Consider the following 16,736-nt stretch of genomic DNA (forward strand, 5'->3'; position numbering starts at 1 on the left):
CTCTTCCTATATCAGTTCGAGCTGCCGGATCGCCTCGCCTGCGATCAGCGCGGCCGAGACCGCCAGGTTGAGCGAACGACGGCCTTCCACCATCGGAACCACCAGCCGCTCGTCCGCCTCCTTGTGGACCTGGTCGGGGACACCGGAACTCTCGCGCCCGAAAAGCAGCACGTCGCCGGGCAGGAACGCGAATCGCCGGTAGGACTGTTCGGCCTTCGTCGTCGCCAGGATCAACCTGCGGTCCTGCGAATGCCGCCACTCCAGGAAGCGCCTCCAGCTCTGGTGCCGGGTGAGGGCCGCCTGCTCGAGGTAGTCCATGCCGGCCCGTTTGAGGGCGCGGTCGGACATGTCGAAGCCGGCCGGCTCGATCACGTCGACAGCAATGCCCAGGCAGGCGGCCATGCGCAATATGGTTCCCGTGTTGCCGGGTATATCGGGCTGGAAGAGCGCAATTCTGAGATCGTATTTCATGACCATTCTCTTAATCGACGGTTCATGAAACGCAAATCCGCCTCCGCCACCGTGGCCAATCTGCAACACAATGCGTTGTTGGAGGATTCCGATTGCACTGACCGCACATCGACGGTGGAATTCGAAGTCGAATCGATATAAACGGTTGCACCGTGGACCGAATTCTAAAGAGGAGGGGTCAATGATAGATCAGTTTCGACATCTCCTTCCACCGGCGCGAATGCCGCGCGGTGGCAGCATTGCGGTCCGGTTGCGTGTTTCCCTGAACTGAGCGCAAACCGAATCTCAAAAAATCGCTGATCCAGGCATCCGAGGCGCATCGTCACGCCCGGTCCGGATCGATTCCCATCGGGCAGCGACCGTTCGCTTTACGATTTCATTGCGCCATATGAATGCCGAGGCTTTCGGGTTCACTCAACGGCCCCCGCGCAAAGCGATCTCCGCCCAGTTTCAAAGAGGCTGACTCATGTTTGGCTGGTTTGAAAGACGACTGAATCCCTATCCCGCGGCACCCTCAGGGCAGCCGCCGCAGAAAATGCTGGCGTTTTGCTGGCACTATTCCAAGGAAGCTGCCCCGTGGCTGGCGGTGATGTCGGTTCTGACCGCACTGATCGCGATCGGCGAGGTTTTCCTGTTCGCCTTCCTCGGCGATATCGTCAACTGGCTGTCGCATTCTTCGCGCGAGACCTTCCTCGCCGAGGAGGGGACGCGGCTGTTTTGGATGGGCGCGCTGGTGCTGGTCGGGCTGCCGCTGGTGGTCTGGCTGCAATCGTTCCTGATGCACCAGACACTGCTCGGCAACTATCCGATGATCGGCCGGTGGCAGATGCACCGCTATCTGCTGCGTCACAGCCTGTCGTTCTTTGCCGACGAATTCGCCGGCCGCGTCGCGACACGGGTCATGCAGACCTCGCTCGCGGTGCGCGAGGCGGTGATGAAGGTGCTCGACGTGCTCGTCTTCGTCGTCGTCTTCTTCATCACCATGCTGATCATGGTCGCGGCCACCGACATCCGCCTGGCGATACCGCTCGTCGTTTGGAGTGCCGTCTATGTCGGCATGGTCATCTACTTCGTGCCGCGCATGAAGCGCATCTCGCGCGAACAGGCCGATGCACGCTCGATGATGACCGGCCGCGTGGTCGACAGCTACACGAACATCGCGACCGTGAAGCTGTTCTCCCATGCCGGGCGGGAAGAGGGTTATGCGCAGTCCGCCATGTCCGACTTCCTGGAGACCGTCTACCGCCAGATGCGGCTGGTGACGCTGTTCCACGGCATCGTCTACACGAACAATGCACTGCTGCTGTTCGTCTTGGCCACAATGTCGATCAATTTCTGGCTGGCCGATGCCGTCTCCGTCGGCGCGATCGCCGCGTCCATGGCGCTGGCGCTCCGGGTGTCGAGCATGTCGCACTGGATCATGTGGGAGGTTTCGGCGCTGTTCGAGAATATCGGCGTCGTCATCGACGGCATGTCCATGCTGTCGAAGGGGCACGAGGTGACCGATGCGCGACCCGAGACCTTGCTGGAAGCGTCGAAGGGAAAGATCGACTTCGAGCACATCCGCTTCCACTACGGCAAGGACGGCGGCGTTATCAACGATCTGTCGCTGACCATCGAGCCGGGCGAGAAGATCGGGCTTGTCGGCCGGTCCGGCGCCGGCAAGACGACGCTGACAAATGTGCTGCTGCGGTTCTACGATCTGGAAGCCGGCCGTATCCTGATCGACGGACAGGACATTTGCGGCGTGACGCAGGACAGCCTGCGCGCCAAGATCGGCGTCGTCACGCAGGACACCTCGCTGCTGCACCGGTCGATCCGCGACAATATCGGCTACAGCAAGCCGGATGCGACCGATGCGGAGATCATCGACGCGGCAAAGCGCGCCAACGCCTGGGACTTCGTTCCCGAACTCTTGGACCAGAAAGGGCGGACCGGTCTCGACGCCCATGTGGGCGAGCGCGGCGTCAAGCTGTCCGGCGGTCAGCGCCAGCGCATCGCCATCGCGCGGGTGTTCCTGAAGGACGCGCCGATCCTGGTTCTGGACGAGGCGACATCGGCGCTCGATTCGGAGGTCGAGGCGGCGATCCAGGAAAACCTGTTCGCCCTGATGGAAGGCAAGACGGTGATCGCCATCGCCCACCGCCTGTCGACCATTGCCGAGATGGACCGGCTCGTGGTGCTCGATGCCGGCGATATCGTGCAGACCGGCACCCATGCCGAGTTGGTCCGCGACAAGGGCCTTTACGCGGATCTCTGGTCGCGGCAGTCGGGCGGCTTCATCGACAGCGAACCGGAGGGCGAGGACGCCGCGGCCGCCGAGTAACCGGCAGGGCACTGCCAGATTTCCACCCCGGTAAGATTGTCCGGGGTGGAATCGCCGGTTTGCCGCCGATCGACGCCACACTCCCCGATATTGGTCTGGCGGTTTGCGGGTTCCCTGTTTGCGGGTATGAATGGGGTCCGGGGCAGTCAATTGGGGGAGCGGTCTGACCGCAAACGATGGTATGGCGAATAGTTCAGTCTCGATCCTGAGGTTTATCATCCTGGCGCTTGCCCTGGTATTCGGCACCGCCGGGGCCAGCGCCCAGATGGGCCTGACGACCCTTTCGGATAGTTCGGAAGGCGAAGAAACCACCACGGTCGAGATGCCGGAAAACCTGACCCCCGAAACCGTGCGCGAACTGGTCTCGCGGCTGAGCGATCAGCAGGTGCGGGAGTTGCTGCTCCAGCGCCTCGATGCGGTTGCCAATCAATCCTCTGTTCCGCAGGAATCGGAGGGGCGGGCGGCTCTTGACTTCCTGGGCGAGAGTTTCGTCCTGGTGGGCCTCCTACTGGCGGATATCGTGATGGATCTGCCGCGGGTTTTCACCGGGATGCACCAGGCGGTCGGCTCCTTTGCGGAACCACGCGGCCTCAATGGTGTGCTGACCATGTTCGCCATGATGGCGGTGGCGATCGCGGTGGGGCTGGTCGTCGAAATAATCGTCACCCGCCTGGCCACGAAATGGCGCCGGCAGATCGAGGAGGCCAAGGCCCCGGAGGGGCTTAAGGAAACACTTGAAGTATTGGGAAAAAGGCTGATTCTTGAACTGGTTGGCCTGTTTGCTTTCTTCATCGTCACGCGCATTATGATCGAGCTTCTCGTGCCGGCCGAGGACCGGCAGCTGGTGCCGGTCCTGATGGTCAACCTGGTTGTCGTGCCGCGCCTGTTTGCGGCGATATCGCGCTTCCTGCTGGCGCCCAGCCGTCCGGAGTTCCGGCTGGTGCAGACGGACGACTGGACAGCGAGATTCCTGTTCAGGAACCAGCTCTACATCGTCGTTCTCGCCGGCGTGTCCATCGTCACATTCAAATTTCAGATGATGCACGGCGTTTCCCTCGACGATGCCACGGTCAGCTTCTGGCTTGAAGTGGCGATATTCGTCTGGATCGCCTATGTGCTCTATCGAGCGCGCCACGGTTTGACCTCGATGCTCATCGGTGCCGAGGAAAACGAGGTCACACCGACCGAAAAGATCGTTGCGCAGGCCTATCCCTGGTTCGCGGTCGTCCTCGTTCTGCTGACCTGGGTGCTGGTCCAGATGATCATCGCGCAGGGCCGCTTCGATCTCCTGAGCGACGCCCAGCATTACACAACCCTCGGATTGCTGCTCGCCATTCCCGTGCTCGACACATTGGTCAGGGGTCTCGTGCGGCATCTCGTGCCGCCGATGCGCGGCCAGGGCATCGTCGCCGAGGCGGCCTACCAGTCAACGAAGCGCAGCTATGTGCGCATCGGTAGGGCGGTCGTGATCGTCGCGACCATTGTCGTTCTGGCGGATATCTGGCAGATCGATTTCACCGACCTCGCGCATGCGAATCTGGGTGCCCGCATCGCGGCGAATTTTGTCGAAATCCTGTTCATACTCGCCTGCGGTTACCTGATCTGGGAACTGGTGTCGCTGTGGCTCAACCGCAAACTGGCGGACGAACAGACGGCCGCCGGCATCGATCTGGAGGCCGAGGAGCCTGGCGGCGGGGAGGGCGGCGGCGTCGGCGGCTCGCGCCTTTCGACCGTATTGCCGCTGATCAAGGTGGCGTCGCAAGTCGCGATCATCACGCTGACGGTGCTGATCGTGCTCGGAAATCTCGGCGTCGACATCACACCGCTGCTCGCCGGTGCCGGTATCATCGGCCTGGCGATCGGTTTCGGTGCGCAGACGCTGGTGCGCGATATCGTGTCGGGCCTGTTCTTCCTGTTCGACGATGCGTTCCGCGTTGGCGAATATCTGGAAATCGACGGCACGGTCGGCACCGTCGAGCGGATTTCGATCCGTTCGCTGCAGCTGCGCCATCACCAGGGTCCGGTCCACACCATTCCCTATGGCGAGATCCCGAAAGTGACCAACAATTCGCGCGACTGGGTGATCGTGAAACTCAAGTTCACCGTGCCCTTCGATACCGATGTCAACAAGGTCAAGAAGCTGTTCAAGCAGATCGGCAAGGACATCATGGAGGCGCCCTACGCCGAGGACATCATCCAGACCTTCAAGTCGCAGGGTGTCTATGACGTCAACGATGTCGGCATTATCGTGCGCGGCAAATTCATGGCCAAGCCCGGAAAACAGTGGATGATCCGCAAGGATGTCTACGCCCGGGTGCAGAAGATCTTCGCCGAGAACGGCATCGAGTTCGCGCGGCGCGAAGTCCGGGTCAAGATGCCCGATGCGGAGGAGGGGCAGGACAGCACCGGCACAACCGGCGCCGCCGCGGCGGCCCAGGCTGCAATCCAGGAACAGGTGGAGCAGGAAATGGAGGCGTCGACCGGAAAGCCGGGCTGACCGCCCAAGCCAGGTCTGCGAGGCCGGCGAGTAACGGCTTTGTGGAAATGAACCATTGTGGCCCACGCGGTGCGGGCCTATTTTCCACGCCATGGTCGTTCGCCGTTTATTTTCCCTGTTCGAACGCTGGATCGATCCGTTCGCAAACCAGCGCTGGCCGCAGCCGGGCTCCGGAGCGGTCGGGTTCCTGTGGCAGTTCGTGCGCCAGGCCAAATGGCCGTTTGTCGCCATGCTCGCGCTCGGCGGCGCGGTGGCGCTGCTGGAAGTGGCACTATTCTATTTCGTCGGGCGGCTGGTCGACCTGCTTGAAAGCGCCGATCCGCAAGCAGGCTGGCAGGGACTGTCCGATCAGCACGGCCCGGAACTCGTTTTCATGCTGCTGGTCGTGCTCGTCGGGCGATTCGTCGTCGCGCCGCTGGTGACACTGGTCGAAGAGCAGACCGTGGTGCCCGGATTCTTCAACCTGGTGCGCTGGCAGGCCTATTCGCGCATTTCCCGCCAGAGCCTTTCCTTCTTCCAGGACGATTTCGCCGGCCGGGTGGTGGCCAAAGTCTGGCAATCGGGCCAGGCGGTGGGCGATTTCATGGTCTCGCTGCTGCAGGTGGTGTGGTTCATCGCCATCTACGCGGTGACGACACTGGTGCTGGTGGCTCAGCTCGACTGGCGGCTCGCCGCGGTCGTGGCGCTGTGGATCGCCGCATTCGCGGTCGTTGCCCGGCATTTCGTGCCGCGCATCAGGCACATGTCCAAGACGACCGCCGAAGCGGCTTCGATGCTGAACGGCCGGCTGGTCGACAGCTATTCCAACATCCAGACGCTGAAACTGTTCGGGCGCGAAGACGAGAACGACCGCTATATCAAGGAAGGCTTCGACCAGTTCATCGCCGCGGTCATTCCGTTTACCCGCAACCTGACGGGCGTTCGGGTGTCGCTGGCCGTCCTGTCGGGGATCATGATCTGCACGATCGCCTATATTTCCATCGACCTGTGGCTGCGCGGGCAGATCAGCGTCGGGGCGGTCGCCTTCACCCTGTCGCTGGTGCTGCGCCTCAGCCTGCTCCTGGGACGCATGATGACGCAGCTCAACGGCCTGATGCGCAATTACGGCACCATCCAGAATTCGATGGAGATGCTCAACAAGCCTATCCTGCTCCGGGACAGGCCGGATGCCGGTGAGCTGCAGGTGACGCAAAGCCGCATACACTTCGAGAATGTCTGCTTCCGCTACAGTGGCCGCAGCGCGGTGATCGACGATGTGTCCCTGACCGTGGAACCCGGACAGAAGGTCGGGCTTGTAGGACTTTCCGGGGCCGGAAAATCGACGCTGGTCAATCTGCTGTTGCGGTTCTTCGACCTGGAATCCGGACGGATCACCATTGACGGACAGGACATCGCGGCGGTGACCCAGAGCTCCCTGCGCGCCCAGATCAGCGTGGTGACGCAGGATACCTCCCTGATGCACCGGTCGGTGCGCGACAACATCGTCCTGGGCCGCATCGGAGCGCAGGAGCAGGATATCGTCCGGGCCGCCGAGCGGGCTGAGGCCTGGCATTTCATCAAGGACCTGCGCGACCAGCACGGCAGGACAGGTCTTGACGCCCATGTCGGCGAACGCGGGGTCAAGCTCTCCGGCGGCCAACGCCAGCGCATCGCCATTGCCCGCGTCATGCTGAAAAACGCGCCCATTCTGGTACTTGACGAGGCGACGTCGGCGCTCGATTCCGAGATCGAAGCGGCAATCCAGGAAAACCTCACCAAACTGATGGAAGGCAAGACGGTCATCGCCATTGCCCACAGGCTGTCGACCATTGCCCGCATGAACCGTCTCATCGTCATGCACGACGGCCGCATCGTCGAGGACGGAAGCCATCACGAGCTGCTGGAACGCAACGGACTTTATGCCCGTCTTTGGGCGCGCCAGTCGGGCGGCTTTATCAGCAATTCCATGGTCGCGCAGCGGTAATTCCGGTCGCCGTGTCGTCTTCATCCCGCAAAAACTTGCGGCAATGTGCCTCTGGTCAGTGAAGCAGGCTGGACATATTCTAAGAAGCAGCCTAGAAACCGGCCAATTAAGGGGACTCTGCCGTGTCTGAGGGGTTGCGGAAAACGCGGCGGTCTGTCCCCGTGCAAATGAGTATGCGCAGAGGATGGTTAATACCGTGAGCGAACACGATACAACTGCCGAGCCGACCCGCCGCGATTTCCTTTATCTGACAACCGGCATGGCCGGCGTCATCGGAGCCGGCGCACTGGCATGGCCTTTCATCGACCAGATGCGGCCCGATGCCACAACGCTCGCCCTTTCAACCATCGAAGTCGACGTCTCGAGCCTCGAAGAAGGCATGTCGATCACGGTCAAATGGCGCGGCAAAGCGGTGTTTATCCGCAACCGCACCGAGAAGGAAATCGAGGAAGCGAGCGTCGTTCCGCTCGAGGACCTCAAGGACCAGGCCGCGCGCAACGCGAATCTCGCACCGGACGCGCCGGCGCTCGATATCGACCGCTCGGCGGGCGAAGGCCGGGAAAACTGGATCGTCATGGTTGGCGTGTGCACCCATCTGGGCTGCGTTCCGCTCGGCCAGGCCGGCGATTATGGCGGTTGGTTCTGCCCGTGCCACGGTTCGCACTACGACACCGCAGGCCGGATCCGCACCGGTCCGGCACCGGAGAACCTGGCGATTCCGCCGTTCGAGTTCATCTCCGATACAAGAATCAAGATCGGCTAAGCAGGGGACTGTTCCATGAGTGGTGGACATTCAACATACGAACCGAAAACCGGTTTTGAGAAATGGGTCGATTCACGCCTGCCGCTTCCGCGGCTGGTGTATGATTCCTTCGTCGCCTATCCGACGCCGCGCAACCTGAATTACGCCTATACGTTCGGCGCGATCCTGTCCGTGATGCTGGTCGCTCAGATCCTGACCGGGATCGTGCTGGCGATGCACTATGTGTCGTCGACTGCCGGCGCCTTCACGTCCGTCGAGAACATCATGCGCGACGTCAATTCGGGCTGGCTGCTGCGCTACATGCATTCCAACGGCGCGTCGTTCTTCTTCATTGCGGTCTACATCCACATTTTCCGCGGCATGTATTACGGCTCCTACAAGGCGCCGCGCGAGATCCTGTGGATCCTCGGCGTGATCATCTACCTGCTGATGATGGCGACCGGCTTCATGGGCTACGTGCTGCCCTGGGGCCAGATGTCCTTCTGGGGCGCCACCGTTATCACCGGTTTCTTCAGCGCCTTCCCGCTGATCGGCGAGCCGGTGCAGCAATGGCTTCTGGGCGGTTTTGCCGTCGACAATCCGACGCTCAACCGGTTCTTCTCGCTGCACTATCTGCTGCCGTTCATGATCGCAGGCGTTGTGGTCCTGCACGTATGGGCGCTGCATGTGACCGGCCAGACGAACCCGACCGGCGTCGAGGTCAAGTCGAAGACAGACACGGTTCCGTTCACGCCCTATGCGACGATCAAGGACGCCTTTGCCACCATGGTGTTCCTGCTGGTCTTCGCCTATTTCATCTTCTACCTGCCGAACTATCTCGGCCACCCCGACAACTATATCGAGGCCAATCCGCTGGTCACGCCCGCACACATCGTGCCGGAATGGTACTACCTGCCGTTCTACGCGATCCTGCGGGCGATCACCTTCAACATCGGCCCGATCGATTCGAAGCTCGGCGGCGTGCTTGCCATGTTCGCCTCGATCCTGATCCTCTTCCTGTTGCCCTGGCTCGACACCTCCAAGGTGCGCTCGGCGGTCTACCGGCCCTGGTTCAAAATGTTCTTCTGGCTGTTCGTTGCCAATTGCATCTTCCTCGGCTGGCTCGGCTCCAAGCCGGCGGAGGGTGCCTATGTCGCTATGGCACAGCTCGGGACGGCCTATTACTTCCTCTTCTTCTTCCCGATTCTGCCGCTGCTCGGCCTTGTCGAGAAACCCCGGCAGGTGCCCAATTCGATAACCGAAGCTGTGCTTGATAAGAATGGCGGCGGCAAGCCGGAAACGGCAACCGCCGCGCCGGAAGACCGCGGTTAGAGAAGCGTCAGAAAGGTACAGATAAGATGAAAAAACTCGTCTCGACACTTCTGTCGCTGATCGTGGCCGCAAGCTTCGGCACCGGTGCTGTCCTGGCCGCCGGCGACAGCGAGCACAGCAAGGCGCCTGAAGAGCAGAAATGGTCCTTTTCCGGCCCGTTCGGCCTCTACGACAAGGGGCAGCTGCAACGCGGCCTGAAAGTCTATGTCGAGGTCTGCGCGGCCTGCCACGGGCTCGATCGCATTGCCTTCCGCAACTTCACCGAGCTCGGCTACAGCGAGGACCAGGTGAAGACGCTGGCTTCCGAATACGATGTAACGGACGGGCCGAACGAAGAAGGCGAAATGTTCGAGCGCCCGGCGATCCTGGCGGACTATTTCCCCAACCCGTTCCCCAATGTCGAGGCCGCTGCCTACGCCAATAACGGCGCCGCGCCGCCGGACCTTTCGCTGATCGCCAAGGCGCGCGCGGCGACCCGCGGATTTCCGCAGTTCGTCTTCGATATTTTCACCATGTATACCGAGGGCGGGCCGGACTATCTCTACTCACTGCTGACCGGTTACGAGGAAGCGCCGCACGACGTGGAGATCACGGAGGGCACCTACTACAACCCGTATTTCCTGAGCGGCCTGTCGCTGGCCATGGCGCCGCCGCTGTCGGACGAAATCGTCACCTATGACGATGGCGCGCCGGAGACGGTGGACCAGTATGCCAAGGACGTCTCGGCCTTCCTGATGTGGGCGGCCGAACCGAAGCTGGAACAGCGCAAGTCGCTCGGCTTCAAGGTCCTGGTCTTCATCCTGGTCTTCTGCTGCCTTCTTTACCTCAGCAAGAAATCGGTCTGGTCGCGCGTCGACCATTGACCTTGGCGTCATAACAGATAGAACTTCCTAAGGCGGCCTTGAGCCGCCTTTTGCATGTCCGGCGGCGTCGCCGGAAAACAGGCATGGGGGAAAGCGCGATGATGGTTGATCAAACGCTGAAGGAAACCTTGCTGGATTCCATCCGAACCATACCGGACTACCCGAAACCGGGCATCATGTTCCGCGACATCACGACGCTGCTCGGCAATCCGAAGGCCTTCCGGCGATCCGTCGACGAGCTGGTACATCCCTATGCGGGCACCAAGATCGACCAGATCGCCGGCATCGAGGCGCGCGGCTTCATCCTTGGCGGCGCCGTCGCCCACCAGCTTTCCGCCGGCTTCGTGCCGATCCGCAAGAAGGGCAAGCTTCCCTACGAAACCGTACGGATCGCGTACAGTCTCGAATACGGCGTCGACGAGATGGAAATGCACAAGGACGCCGTTTCCGAGGGCGAGAAGGTTATTCTTGTCGACGACCTCATTGCCACCGGGGGTACGGCCGAGGGCGCCGTCAAGCTCCTGAGGCGCATGGGCGCGGACATCGTCGCCGCCTGTTTTGTCATCGACCTGCCGGATCTCGGCGGTCGCCAGAAACTCGAGGACCTCGGCGTGACGGTGCGCACCCTGGTCGAGTTCGAGGGCGACTAACGATTCGACCGGGCCGAACGCCCGTAACGGAATCGGCCACCCTTGCCGGCCGTTCGAATTTCCCTATTTGCGACCCGTGCAGGGCATGAGCATTTTTGCCCGTCGATCCTGCATGCGGAAGATTGGCTGGTGAAGGGGCGCATGCTCTGGTTGTTCAGCGCCATTGAAGAACTGGCTCCGGTCCTGGTGTTCTTTCTGGTGCAGCAATATTTCGGCTTTGCCGCCGGGCTGGTGGCGATGACGCTGCTGGTGGTCTTGCTCCTTGCTTTGTCATTCGGGCTGGGAAGGGCGGTGCCGCGTTTCGCGGTGATCAGCACGGCCGTGTTCCTGCTCTTTTCGGTCCCGAGCATCCTGACCGGGGACAGTGCCTATTTTCAGGTCTCCGATACGATCCTCGACGGCATCTTCGCGGTCCTGCTTCTCGGGAGCTGGGCGCTTCGCTTGCCGCTGCTGAAATTCCTGTTTGAGCGCGTCTTCGCCATTACCGACGAGGCGTGGCGAATCTTATCCCTGCGGTGGGGCCTGCTGTTCCTTGTGCTCGCCTTCCTCAACGAGTTCTTCCGGCAGGGATTTTCCGTGGATGTATGGGCCCAATTCAAGCTCATCTCCACCATCGCCATACTCGCCTTCGGCTGTTACCAGTTCACGCTCTCGGCCCGCATGCGGATCCGGGGTGAATCCAACCGGCTCGGCTTGCGGATATAACTTCAAGGCATGATTCGCAGACGAGATTGCCGAAGACGGTCGGAAAACAACTATTTTCCTTGCCAGCTCATGGACTCGCGGGTCCAGTTGAAGCGTTTCTGTACAAGGCCGAGATTGTGCGGGAAGGTGGGTTTTGCGGCCTGTTGAGCCATTTTGCCCGCTCTCCTGCGCCTCCGGATTTCGGCCTGCAGACCCTCGCGGCCGCGGCGCATCGCCCAGCGGTGATTTGCCGTGAAAACCGGCTTGAACAGCCTGATCAGACTGCGGATATAGGGTTGATAAACCGATGTGCGCCAGCGAATACGCACAAGCGTGCGTTCTCCCGCCCCGCACAACCTGATGTCGCCCCGTCCGTCGAAATCACCCCATGTGAAAATGCGCATCTCGCGCCTTTCGTCCAGGCGATCGATACGTGCCGTGAATTGAAACGTGTGCGGCAGCAGGCCCTTGGTATAGAAGCGCGCTGTCAGGCCAACCTTGTTGCGATCGCCTGCGGAAATGAGTTCGCCGCGCATGAAAACGGGCGACCACCATCTGGTGAGCGACATGGGATCGTCAAGGATGTCGAGGATCTCGTCCTCTCGCGCATCGAGCATCCATTCCGATTCTATATCAAATGCAATCGAACTTTCCTGCCCCATCGATGCCATTCCTCGCAGCAACCGGAAGTGCGGCCTGGCCTTTCGCACCAACCGGCCTCGTTCTGCCCTCTGTTTCCAATGTAACGTCGCAATCGATTTTCTTTTAAATCGCGAATTGTTGCTTCCCGCAACAAGCAAAAAACCGGCGCTTGCGATCCGTTTTGCCGAAAGTCTGGCGCAGAACAGCAATCCTGCCCCTTCGGCTGCAGTATATGTTGCCGGGTCTCATCGACCAATACGCACAGATGCGTATTGTCGTACGCACGGTTGCGTATGTCCCGGCGATCCTGGCGCGACCGGGCATTTTCATCCGGGCCGCAAACCCTATAATCCAAACCAAAATCCAACACCGGGTCCGCCATGCTGCTTGCCCTGCGCGATGTCAGGAAATCGTTCAATACCGAGGGAGGCCCGCTTGAAGTCCTCAAAGGCGTATCATTCGAGCTCGATGCCGGGCAACATCTGGCGCTGACCGGAGAGTCGGGCTCCGGCAAAAGCACGCTTTTGCACCTGATCGCGGGTCTGGACATGCCCGACAGCGGCGAGGTCAAACTGGCGGGAGCCGATATTGCCCGCATGGACGATCCTCAGCTCGCCGCGGTCCGGCGTGGAAAGATCGGGCTGGTTTTCCAGCAGTTCAACCTCATTCCTTCGATGACGGTTGCCCAGAACCTTTCCTTCCATGCCCGGCTGGCCGGCAGGCTCGATTCCGAATGGAACGCGCGGCTGACCGAGCGGCTCGGCCTCACCGAATGCCTCGGACGTTATCCCGAACAGCTTTCCGGCGGGCAGCAGCAGCGGGTTGCGATCGGCCGCACACTTGCCGCCAGGCCGGGGCTGATCCTCGCCGACGAGCCGACCGGCAATCTCGACGAGGACACGGGCGATGTGGTCATCGAGCTGATGCTGGAGCTTGTGAGCGACGTGAATGCCGGCTTCATACTCGTTACCCATTCGACCCGCCTTGCCGGATTTCTGCAGCGGCGCCTGCACCTGACGCACGGTCGGCTTCAATGATCGCCGCGGGATTCGCAGCCCTTTTGTCGCACTGGCGCTACCGGCCGCTGCAGCTTGCGATCCTGATCTGCGGACTGGCGCTGGCGACGGGCCTGTGGACGGGCGTGCAGGCGATCAACAGCGAGGCGCGGTCGAGTTACAGCCGGGCAGCGTCCGTTCTTGGGCAGGACACGTTGCAGCAACTGCAGTCCGAAAGCGGCGGACCGATCGCCGCAGAGCGCTTCGTCGCATTAAGGCGCGCCGGCTGGTTGGTCTCCCCCGTCGTCGAAGGAACCCTGCGCCTGGGGCGGACCCGCGTGCGGGTGATGGGTATAGACGTCTTTACCCTGCCGCGGGGGGCCGCTCCGCTCGGGCTTTCGGGCGGCGGCGACGTTGCCGGCTTCGTCGCGGTCGACGGCCTCATCCTCGTCCACCCCGAAACCGCCGCGGCGCTTGGCGACAGCGGCCTCAATCTGCGCACTTCGCTGCAAGTGGCGCCGGGGACGCTGATGGCCGATATCCCGACCGCGTGGTCGTTGCTCAAGCGGCACGATTTCGACTACATGCTGCTGGCACCGGACCAGCCCGCCGGACTTGCGCCGCTTTCCGAAATCGCCCCCGACCTGCGGCGTGTTCAACCGGACCCGCAGGGGGACATTGCCCGGCTGACGGACAGTTTTCACCTCAACCTGACCGCCTTCGGCTTTTTGTCATTTGCCGTTGGGCTGTTCATCGTCCATGCAACCATCGGCCTTGCCTTCGAGCAGCGGCGCGCCGTGATCCGCACGCTGCGGGCGCTGGGAATGCCCAACCGCGCCATCGTCCAGCTGTTGCTTGCCGAAACCGTTTTGCTGGCGTTGATCGCCGGCCTGCTCGGCGTGGTGCTCGGCTACGGCATCGCGGCGATGCTGCTGCCGGACGTCGCGGCGACCCTTGCCGGCCTCTACGGTGCATCCGTGCCCGGATCGCTCACCTTGCGACCGGACTGGATACTGACCGGCCTGGCGATTGCCTTCGCCGGCGCCTTTCTCGCTGTCGGGCAGGGCCTGTGGCGCATCGCGCGCCTGCCGCTCCTCGCGCCAGCCCAACCCCGTGCCTGGGCAATGGCAAGCCGGAGGAACGTCGGTTGGACCGCGCTGAGCGGAGCGGTCCTTCTGCTGGCGGCGCTGGTATTGGCCTGGTTCGGGCGCGGTCTGGCGTCGGGCTTCCTAACGCTCGGTGCGTTGCTTCTCGGCGCCGGGTTGCTGTTGCCCGGGTTTCTGACCCTGGTTCTCGGGCTCGGTGCACGCACATCCCGCTCGGCGATGGCCGAGTGGGTGTGGGCGGACATGCGACAGCAGGTGCCGGGCCTGTCGCTGGCGCTGATTGCGCTGATGATCGCACTGGCCGCAAATGTCGGCGTCAGCACCATGGTTGCATCGTTCCGGTACACCTTTACGGGCTGGCTCGACCAGCGCCTCGCTTCCGAGCTTTATGTTTCGGCCGGCGATGAAGCCGAGGCCGAGGCGTTGCGGGCGTTTCTTGCCGAACGCGCGGATGCGGTGCTGCCGATCCGGACGATCGAGATCGAAATCGGCGGGACGCCGGTATTTCTCTACGGCATTGCCGATCATGCCACCTACCGGGATCACTGGCCGCTGCTGGAAAGCACGGGGGACGTCTGGGACCGGGTGGCCGCGGGCAATGGCGCATTGATCAACGAACAGCTGTTCCGGCGCGGCGGCTTCCGATTGGGCAATCGTGTCCGGATAGCGCCGGACTGGACGGAGGAGGTCGTCGGAATCTATTCCGACTACGGCAATCCGACCGGACAGATGATCGTCAACCATGACCGGTTCATGGATTATTTTCCGGACGTTCCGAAACTGCGCCATGCCGTCCGCGTGCCACCGGAAGATGCCGATATGCTGGCCGATGCGCTGGTCCGCGAATTTGGTCTGTCCCCCGGCAATATTCTCAACCAGGCCGACCTGAAGCGGTTTTCGTTGCGTGTGTTCGACCGTACATTCGTGGTCACGGGCGCGCTCAACACGCTGACGCTCGGCATTGCCACGTTCGCCATTCTCGCCAATCTGCTGACGCTGTCCTCTATGCGGCTGATGCAGCTTGCGCCGGTCTGGGCAGTCGGCACGACGCGGGCCCGGCTCGCCCAGCTTGAATTGCTCCGAACGCTCGGCCTTGCGGTTCTGACCTGGCTCCTGGCGCTGCCCGTCGGGCTGCTGCTTGCATGGGTGTTGCTGGCCGTCGTCAATGTCGAGGCGTTCGGCTGGCGCCTTCCGATGCACCTGTTTCCTGTCGACTGGTTCCGGCTCCTGGTGCTGGCGGTTTTGGCGGCTGGTATCGCGGCAGCCATCCCGGCGTGGCGCCTTGCGCGGGCCCAGCCCGCCAACTTTCTCAAGGTCTTCGTCCATGAACGCTAAGCTCCTCGCACTGCCGCTTGTCCTGTTGACCTACGGTGCGCTTGCACAGGGCTTTGCAGGTCTTGGAACGGATGCGGAGGGATTCTCGGTGCCTGAAGCAGGGCGGGAACTGTCCTTTCCGCGCGATCACGGGCCACATCCCGATTTTCGCATCGAATGGTGGTACCTGACCGCCAATCTGAAAGGCGAAAACGGCGCCGATTACGGGCTGCAATGGACGTTGTTCCGCTCCGCCCTGCGGCCGGAGGCGGGTGAAGGCTGGTCCGCGTCCCAGACATGGATGGCGCACGCCGCCGTGACGACGGACAATAGCCATTTTTCAACCGAACGCTTTGCCCGTGGCGGTATCGGACAGGCCGGCGTAAGGGCCGAGCCGTTCTCGGCTTGGATCGATGACTGGCGGATGACCAGCCGGGCGGCACCCGGCGAAGACCCGCTCGCGGCGCTTGAGGTTTTCGCGCGGGGTCCGGACTTTACCTATGACATCGCATTGACCGCGTCGGGTCCGCTGGTTCTGCATGGCGAAAACGGCTTCTCGGTCAAATCGGCGTCCGGTCAGGCGAGCCACTATTATTCGCAGCCCTTCTACTCGGTCAGGGGCACGATCGACCTGCCGACCGGCCGGCTTCAGGTCAGCGGCCAGGCCTGGCTCGACCGCGAGTGGTCATCGCAACCGCTCGACCCGGACCAGACAGGCTGGGACTGGCTTTCACTGCATTTCGATGACGGCGCGAAACTGATGGGATTCCGGCTGCGCAGCCGCAGTGCCGAGGCCTTCACCTCGGCCACCTGGATCGGTCCGAACGGAAAAACCACCTCCTATGGCGACGGTGCGCTGAAGATGACGCCGGGGCGGCTGCAGAAGGTGGCGGGCCGCGAAGTGCCCGTCGAATGGCGGCTGCAACTTGCCGAGCACGATCTCGATATCACCGTCGAAGCCATCAATCCGAATAGCTGGATGCACACACTGGTTCCCTATTGGGAAGGACCCGTCACGGCGCAGGGCAGCCGCAACGGCCGGGGTTATCTCGAGATGACCGGCTATGAATGACGCCACGACGGTCCCAGTGGGTCGTTTTGACGCGTTGTCCGTTGACGGCCGTGTCCTATCTCCGGGTTAAACCCATATG

13 protein-coding genes are annotated in these 16,736 nt (G+C 62.0%); 11 read left to right on the forward strand and 2 right to left on the reverse strand.

Translation table 11 applies throughout. The features are described from left to right. Nucleotides 1-6: 6 nt before the first annotated feature. Nucleotides 7-471: a tRNA (cytidine(34)-2'-O)-methyltransferase gene (locus tag E4M07_RS20380; RefSeq protein ID WP_169054315.1), complete on the reverse strand. Its 465-nt coding sequence runs from the start codon at nt 469-471 to the stop codon at nt 7-9. Between the two features lie 466 nt (nt 472-937). On the opposite strand from E4M07_RS20380, the gene E4M07_RS20385 reads away from it, so the two are divergent. The 8 genes from E4M07_RS20385 to E4M07_RS20420 all read left to right on the forward strand — a co-directional run bounded on the left by E4M07_RS20385 (nt 938) and on the right by E4M07_RS20420 (nt 11,549). After that, entirely contained in the window at nt 938-2,797 is a 1,860-nt protein-coding gene (locus tag E4M07_RS20385) for an ABC transporter ATP-binding protein (RefSeq protein ID WP_136660237.1), read from the forward strand. 181 nt (nt 2,798-2,978) lie between these two features. Continuing rightward, the gene (locus E4M07_RS20390; protein ID WP_169054316.1) at nt 2,979-5,294 is read left to right on the forward strand and encodes a mechanosensitive ion channel family protein; all 2,316 of its coding nucleotides are present in this window, start codon (nt 2,979-2,981) and stop codon (nt 5,292-5,294) included. A 91-nt stretch (nt 5,295-5,385) separates the two neighbouring features. Next, entirely contained in the window at nt 5,386-7,257 is a 1,872-nt protein-coding gene (locus tag E4M07_RS20395) for an ABC transporter ATP-binding protein (protein WP_136660322.1), read from the forward strand. Between the two features lie 196 nt (nt 7,258-7,453). Then, nucleotides 7,454-8,020 (forward strand): ubiquinol-cytochrome c reductase iron-sulfur subunit, encoded by a 567-nt coding sequence (gene petA / locus E4M07_RS20400; RefSeq protein ID WP_136660239.1) that lies wholly within the window; start codon nt 7,454-7,456, stop codon nt 8,018-8,020. Nucleotides 8,021-8,035: 15 nt separating this feature from the next. Continuing rightward, nucleotides 8,036-9,331 carry a cytochrome b/b6 gene (locus E4M07_RS20405; RefSeq protein WP_136660240.1) on the forward strand — a complete coding sequence of 432 codons (1,296 nt, stop codon included), beginning with the start codon at nt 8,036-8,038 and terminating at the stop codon, nt 9,329-9,331. 26 nt (nt 9,332-9,357) lie between these two features. Continuing rightward, nucleotides 9,358-10,194: a cytochrome c1 gene (locus tag E4M07_RS20410; RefSeq protein ID WP_136660241.1), complete on the forward strand. Its 837-nt coding sequence runs from the start codon at nt 9,358-9,360 to the stop codon at nt 10,192-10,194. 98 nt (nt 10,195-10,292) lie between these two features. After that, entirely contained in the window at nt 10,293-10,844 is a 552-nt protein-coding gene (locus tag E4M07_RS20415; RefSeq protein ID WP_169054317.1) for an adenine phosphoribosyltransferase, read from the forward strand. A gap of 141 nt (nt 10,845-10,985) precedes the next feature. Then, complete coding sequence (locus E4M07_RS20420) at nt 10,986-11,549, forward strand: septation protein IspZ (RefSeq protein WP_136660242.1); 564 nt, start codon at nt 10,986-10,988, stop codon at nt 11,547-11,549. A gap of 50 nt (nt 11,550-11,599) precedes the next feature. Here E4M07_RS20420 and E4M07_RS20425 read toward each other — a convergent pair whose 3' ends face one another. Beyond that, nucleotides 11,600-12,379 (reverse strand): hypothetical protein, encoded by a 780-nt coding sequence (locus E4M07_RS20425; protein WP_136660243.1) that lies wholly within the window; start codon nt 12,377-12,379, stop codon nt 11,600-11,602. 171 nt (nt 12,380-12,550) lie between these two features. On the opposite strand from E4M07_RS20425, the gene E4M07_RS20430 reads away from it, so the two are divergent. From E4M07_RS20430 to E4M07_RS20440, 3 genes are read left to right on the forward strand one after another with little or no spacing between them, the layout of a single operon-like run. Further along, nucleotides 12,551-13,207 carry an ABC transporter ATP-binding protein gene (locus E4M07_RS20430; RefSeq protein WP_136660244.1) on the forward strand — a complete coding sequence of 219 codons (657 nt, stop codon included), beginning with the start codon at nt 12,551-12,553 and terminating at the stop codon, nt 13,205-13,207. Beyond that, entirely contained in the window at nt 13,204-15,606 is a 2,403-nt protein-coding gene (locus E4M07_RS20435) for an ABC transporter permease (RefSeq protein ID WP_206057326.1), read from the forward strand. The genes E4M07_RS20430 and E4M07_RS20435 overlap by 4 nt, the downstream gene beginning before the upstream one ends. After that, on the forward strand, nt 15,596-16,657 hold the full coding sequence (locus E4M07_RS20440; RefSeq protein ID WP_136660245.1) for a lipocalin-like domain-containing protein: 1,062 nt from the start codon (nt 15,596-15,598) through the stop codon (nt 16,655-16,657). The genes E4M07_RS20435 and E4M07_RS20440 overlap by 11 nt, the downstream gene beginning before the upstream one ends. Nucleotides 16,658-16,736: the final 79 nt, after the last annotated feature.

It is taken from the genome of Nitratireductor sp. XY-223 (assembly GCF_004959855.1).
Taxonomy (GTDB): domain Bacteria; phylum Pseudomonadota; class Alphaproteobacteria; order Rhizobiales; family Rhizobiaceae; genus Hoeflea_A.

Bases quoted from the DNA above. Each gene is read 5' to 3' on its own strand.
- E4M07_RS20380 (WP_169054315.1), bottom strand. From the start codon at position 471: ATGAAATACGATCTCAGAATTGCGCTCTTCCAGCCCGATATACCCGGC.
- E4M07_RS20385 (WP_136660237.1), top strand. From the start codon at position 938: ATGTTTGGCTGGTTTGAAAGACGACTGAATCCCTATCCCGCGGCACCC.
- E4M07_RS20390 (WP_169054316.1), top strand. From the start codon at position 2,979: ATGGCGAATAGTTCAGTCTCGATCCTGAGGTTTATCATCCTGGCGCTT.
- E4M07_RS20395 (WP_136660322.1), top strand. From the start codon at position 5,386: ATGGTCGTTCGCCGTTTATTTTCCCTGTTCGAACGCTGGATCGATCCG.
- E4M07_RS20405 (WP_136660240.1), top strand. From the start codon at position 8,036: ATGAGTGGTGGACATTCAACATACGAACCGAAAACCGGTTTTGAGAAA.
- E4M07_RS20410 (WP_136660241.1), top strand. From the start codon at position 9,358: ATGAAAAAACTCGTCTCGACACTTCTGTCGCTGATCGTGGCCGCAAGC.
- E4M07_RS20415 (WP_169054317.1), top strand. From the start codon at position 10,293: ATGATGGTTGATCAAACGCTGAAGGAAACCTTGCTGGATTCCATCCGA.
- E4M07_RS20420 (WP_136660242.1), top strand. From the start codon at position 10,986: ATGCTCTGGTTGTTCAGCGCCATTGAAGAACTGGCTCCGGTCCTGGTG.
- E4M07_RS20430 (WP_136660244.1), top strand. From the start codon at position 12,551: ATGCTGCTTGCCCTGCGCGATGTCAGGAAATCGTTCAATACCGAGGGA.
- E4M07_RS20435 (WP_206057326.1), top strand. From the start codon at position 13,204: ATGATCGCCGCGGGATTCGCAGCCCTTTTGTCGCACTGGCGCTACCGG.
- E4M07_RS20440 (WP_136660245.1), top strand. From the start codon at position 15,596: ATGAACGCTAAGCTCCTCGCACTGCCGCTTGTCCTGTTGACCTACGGT.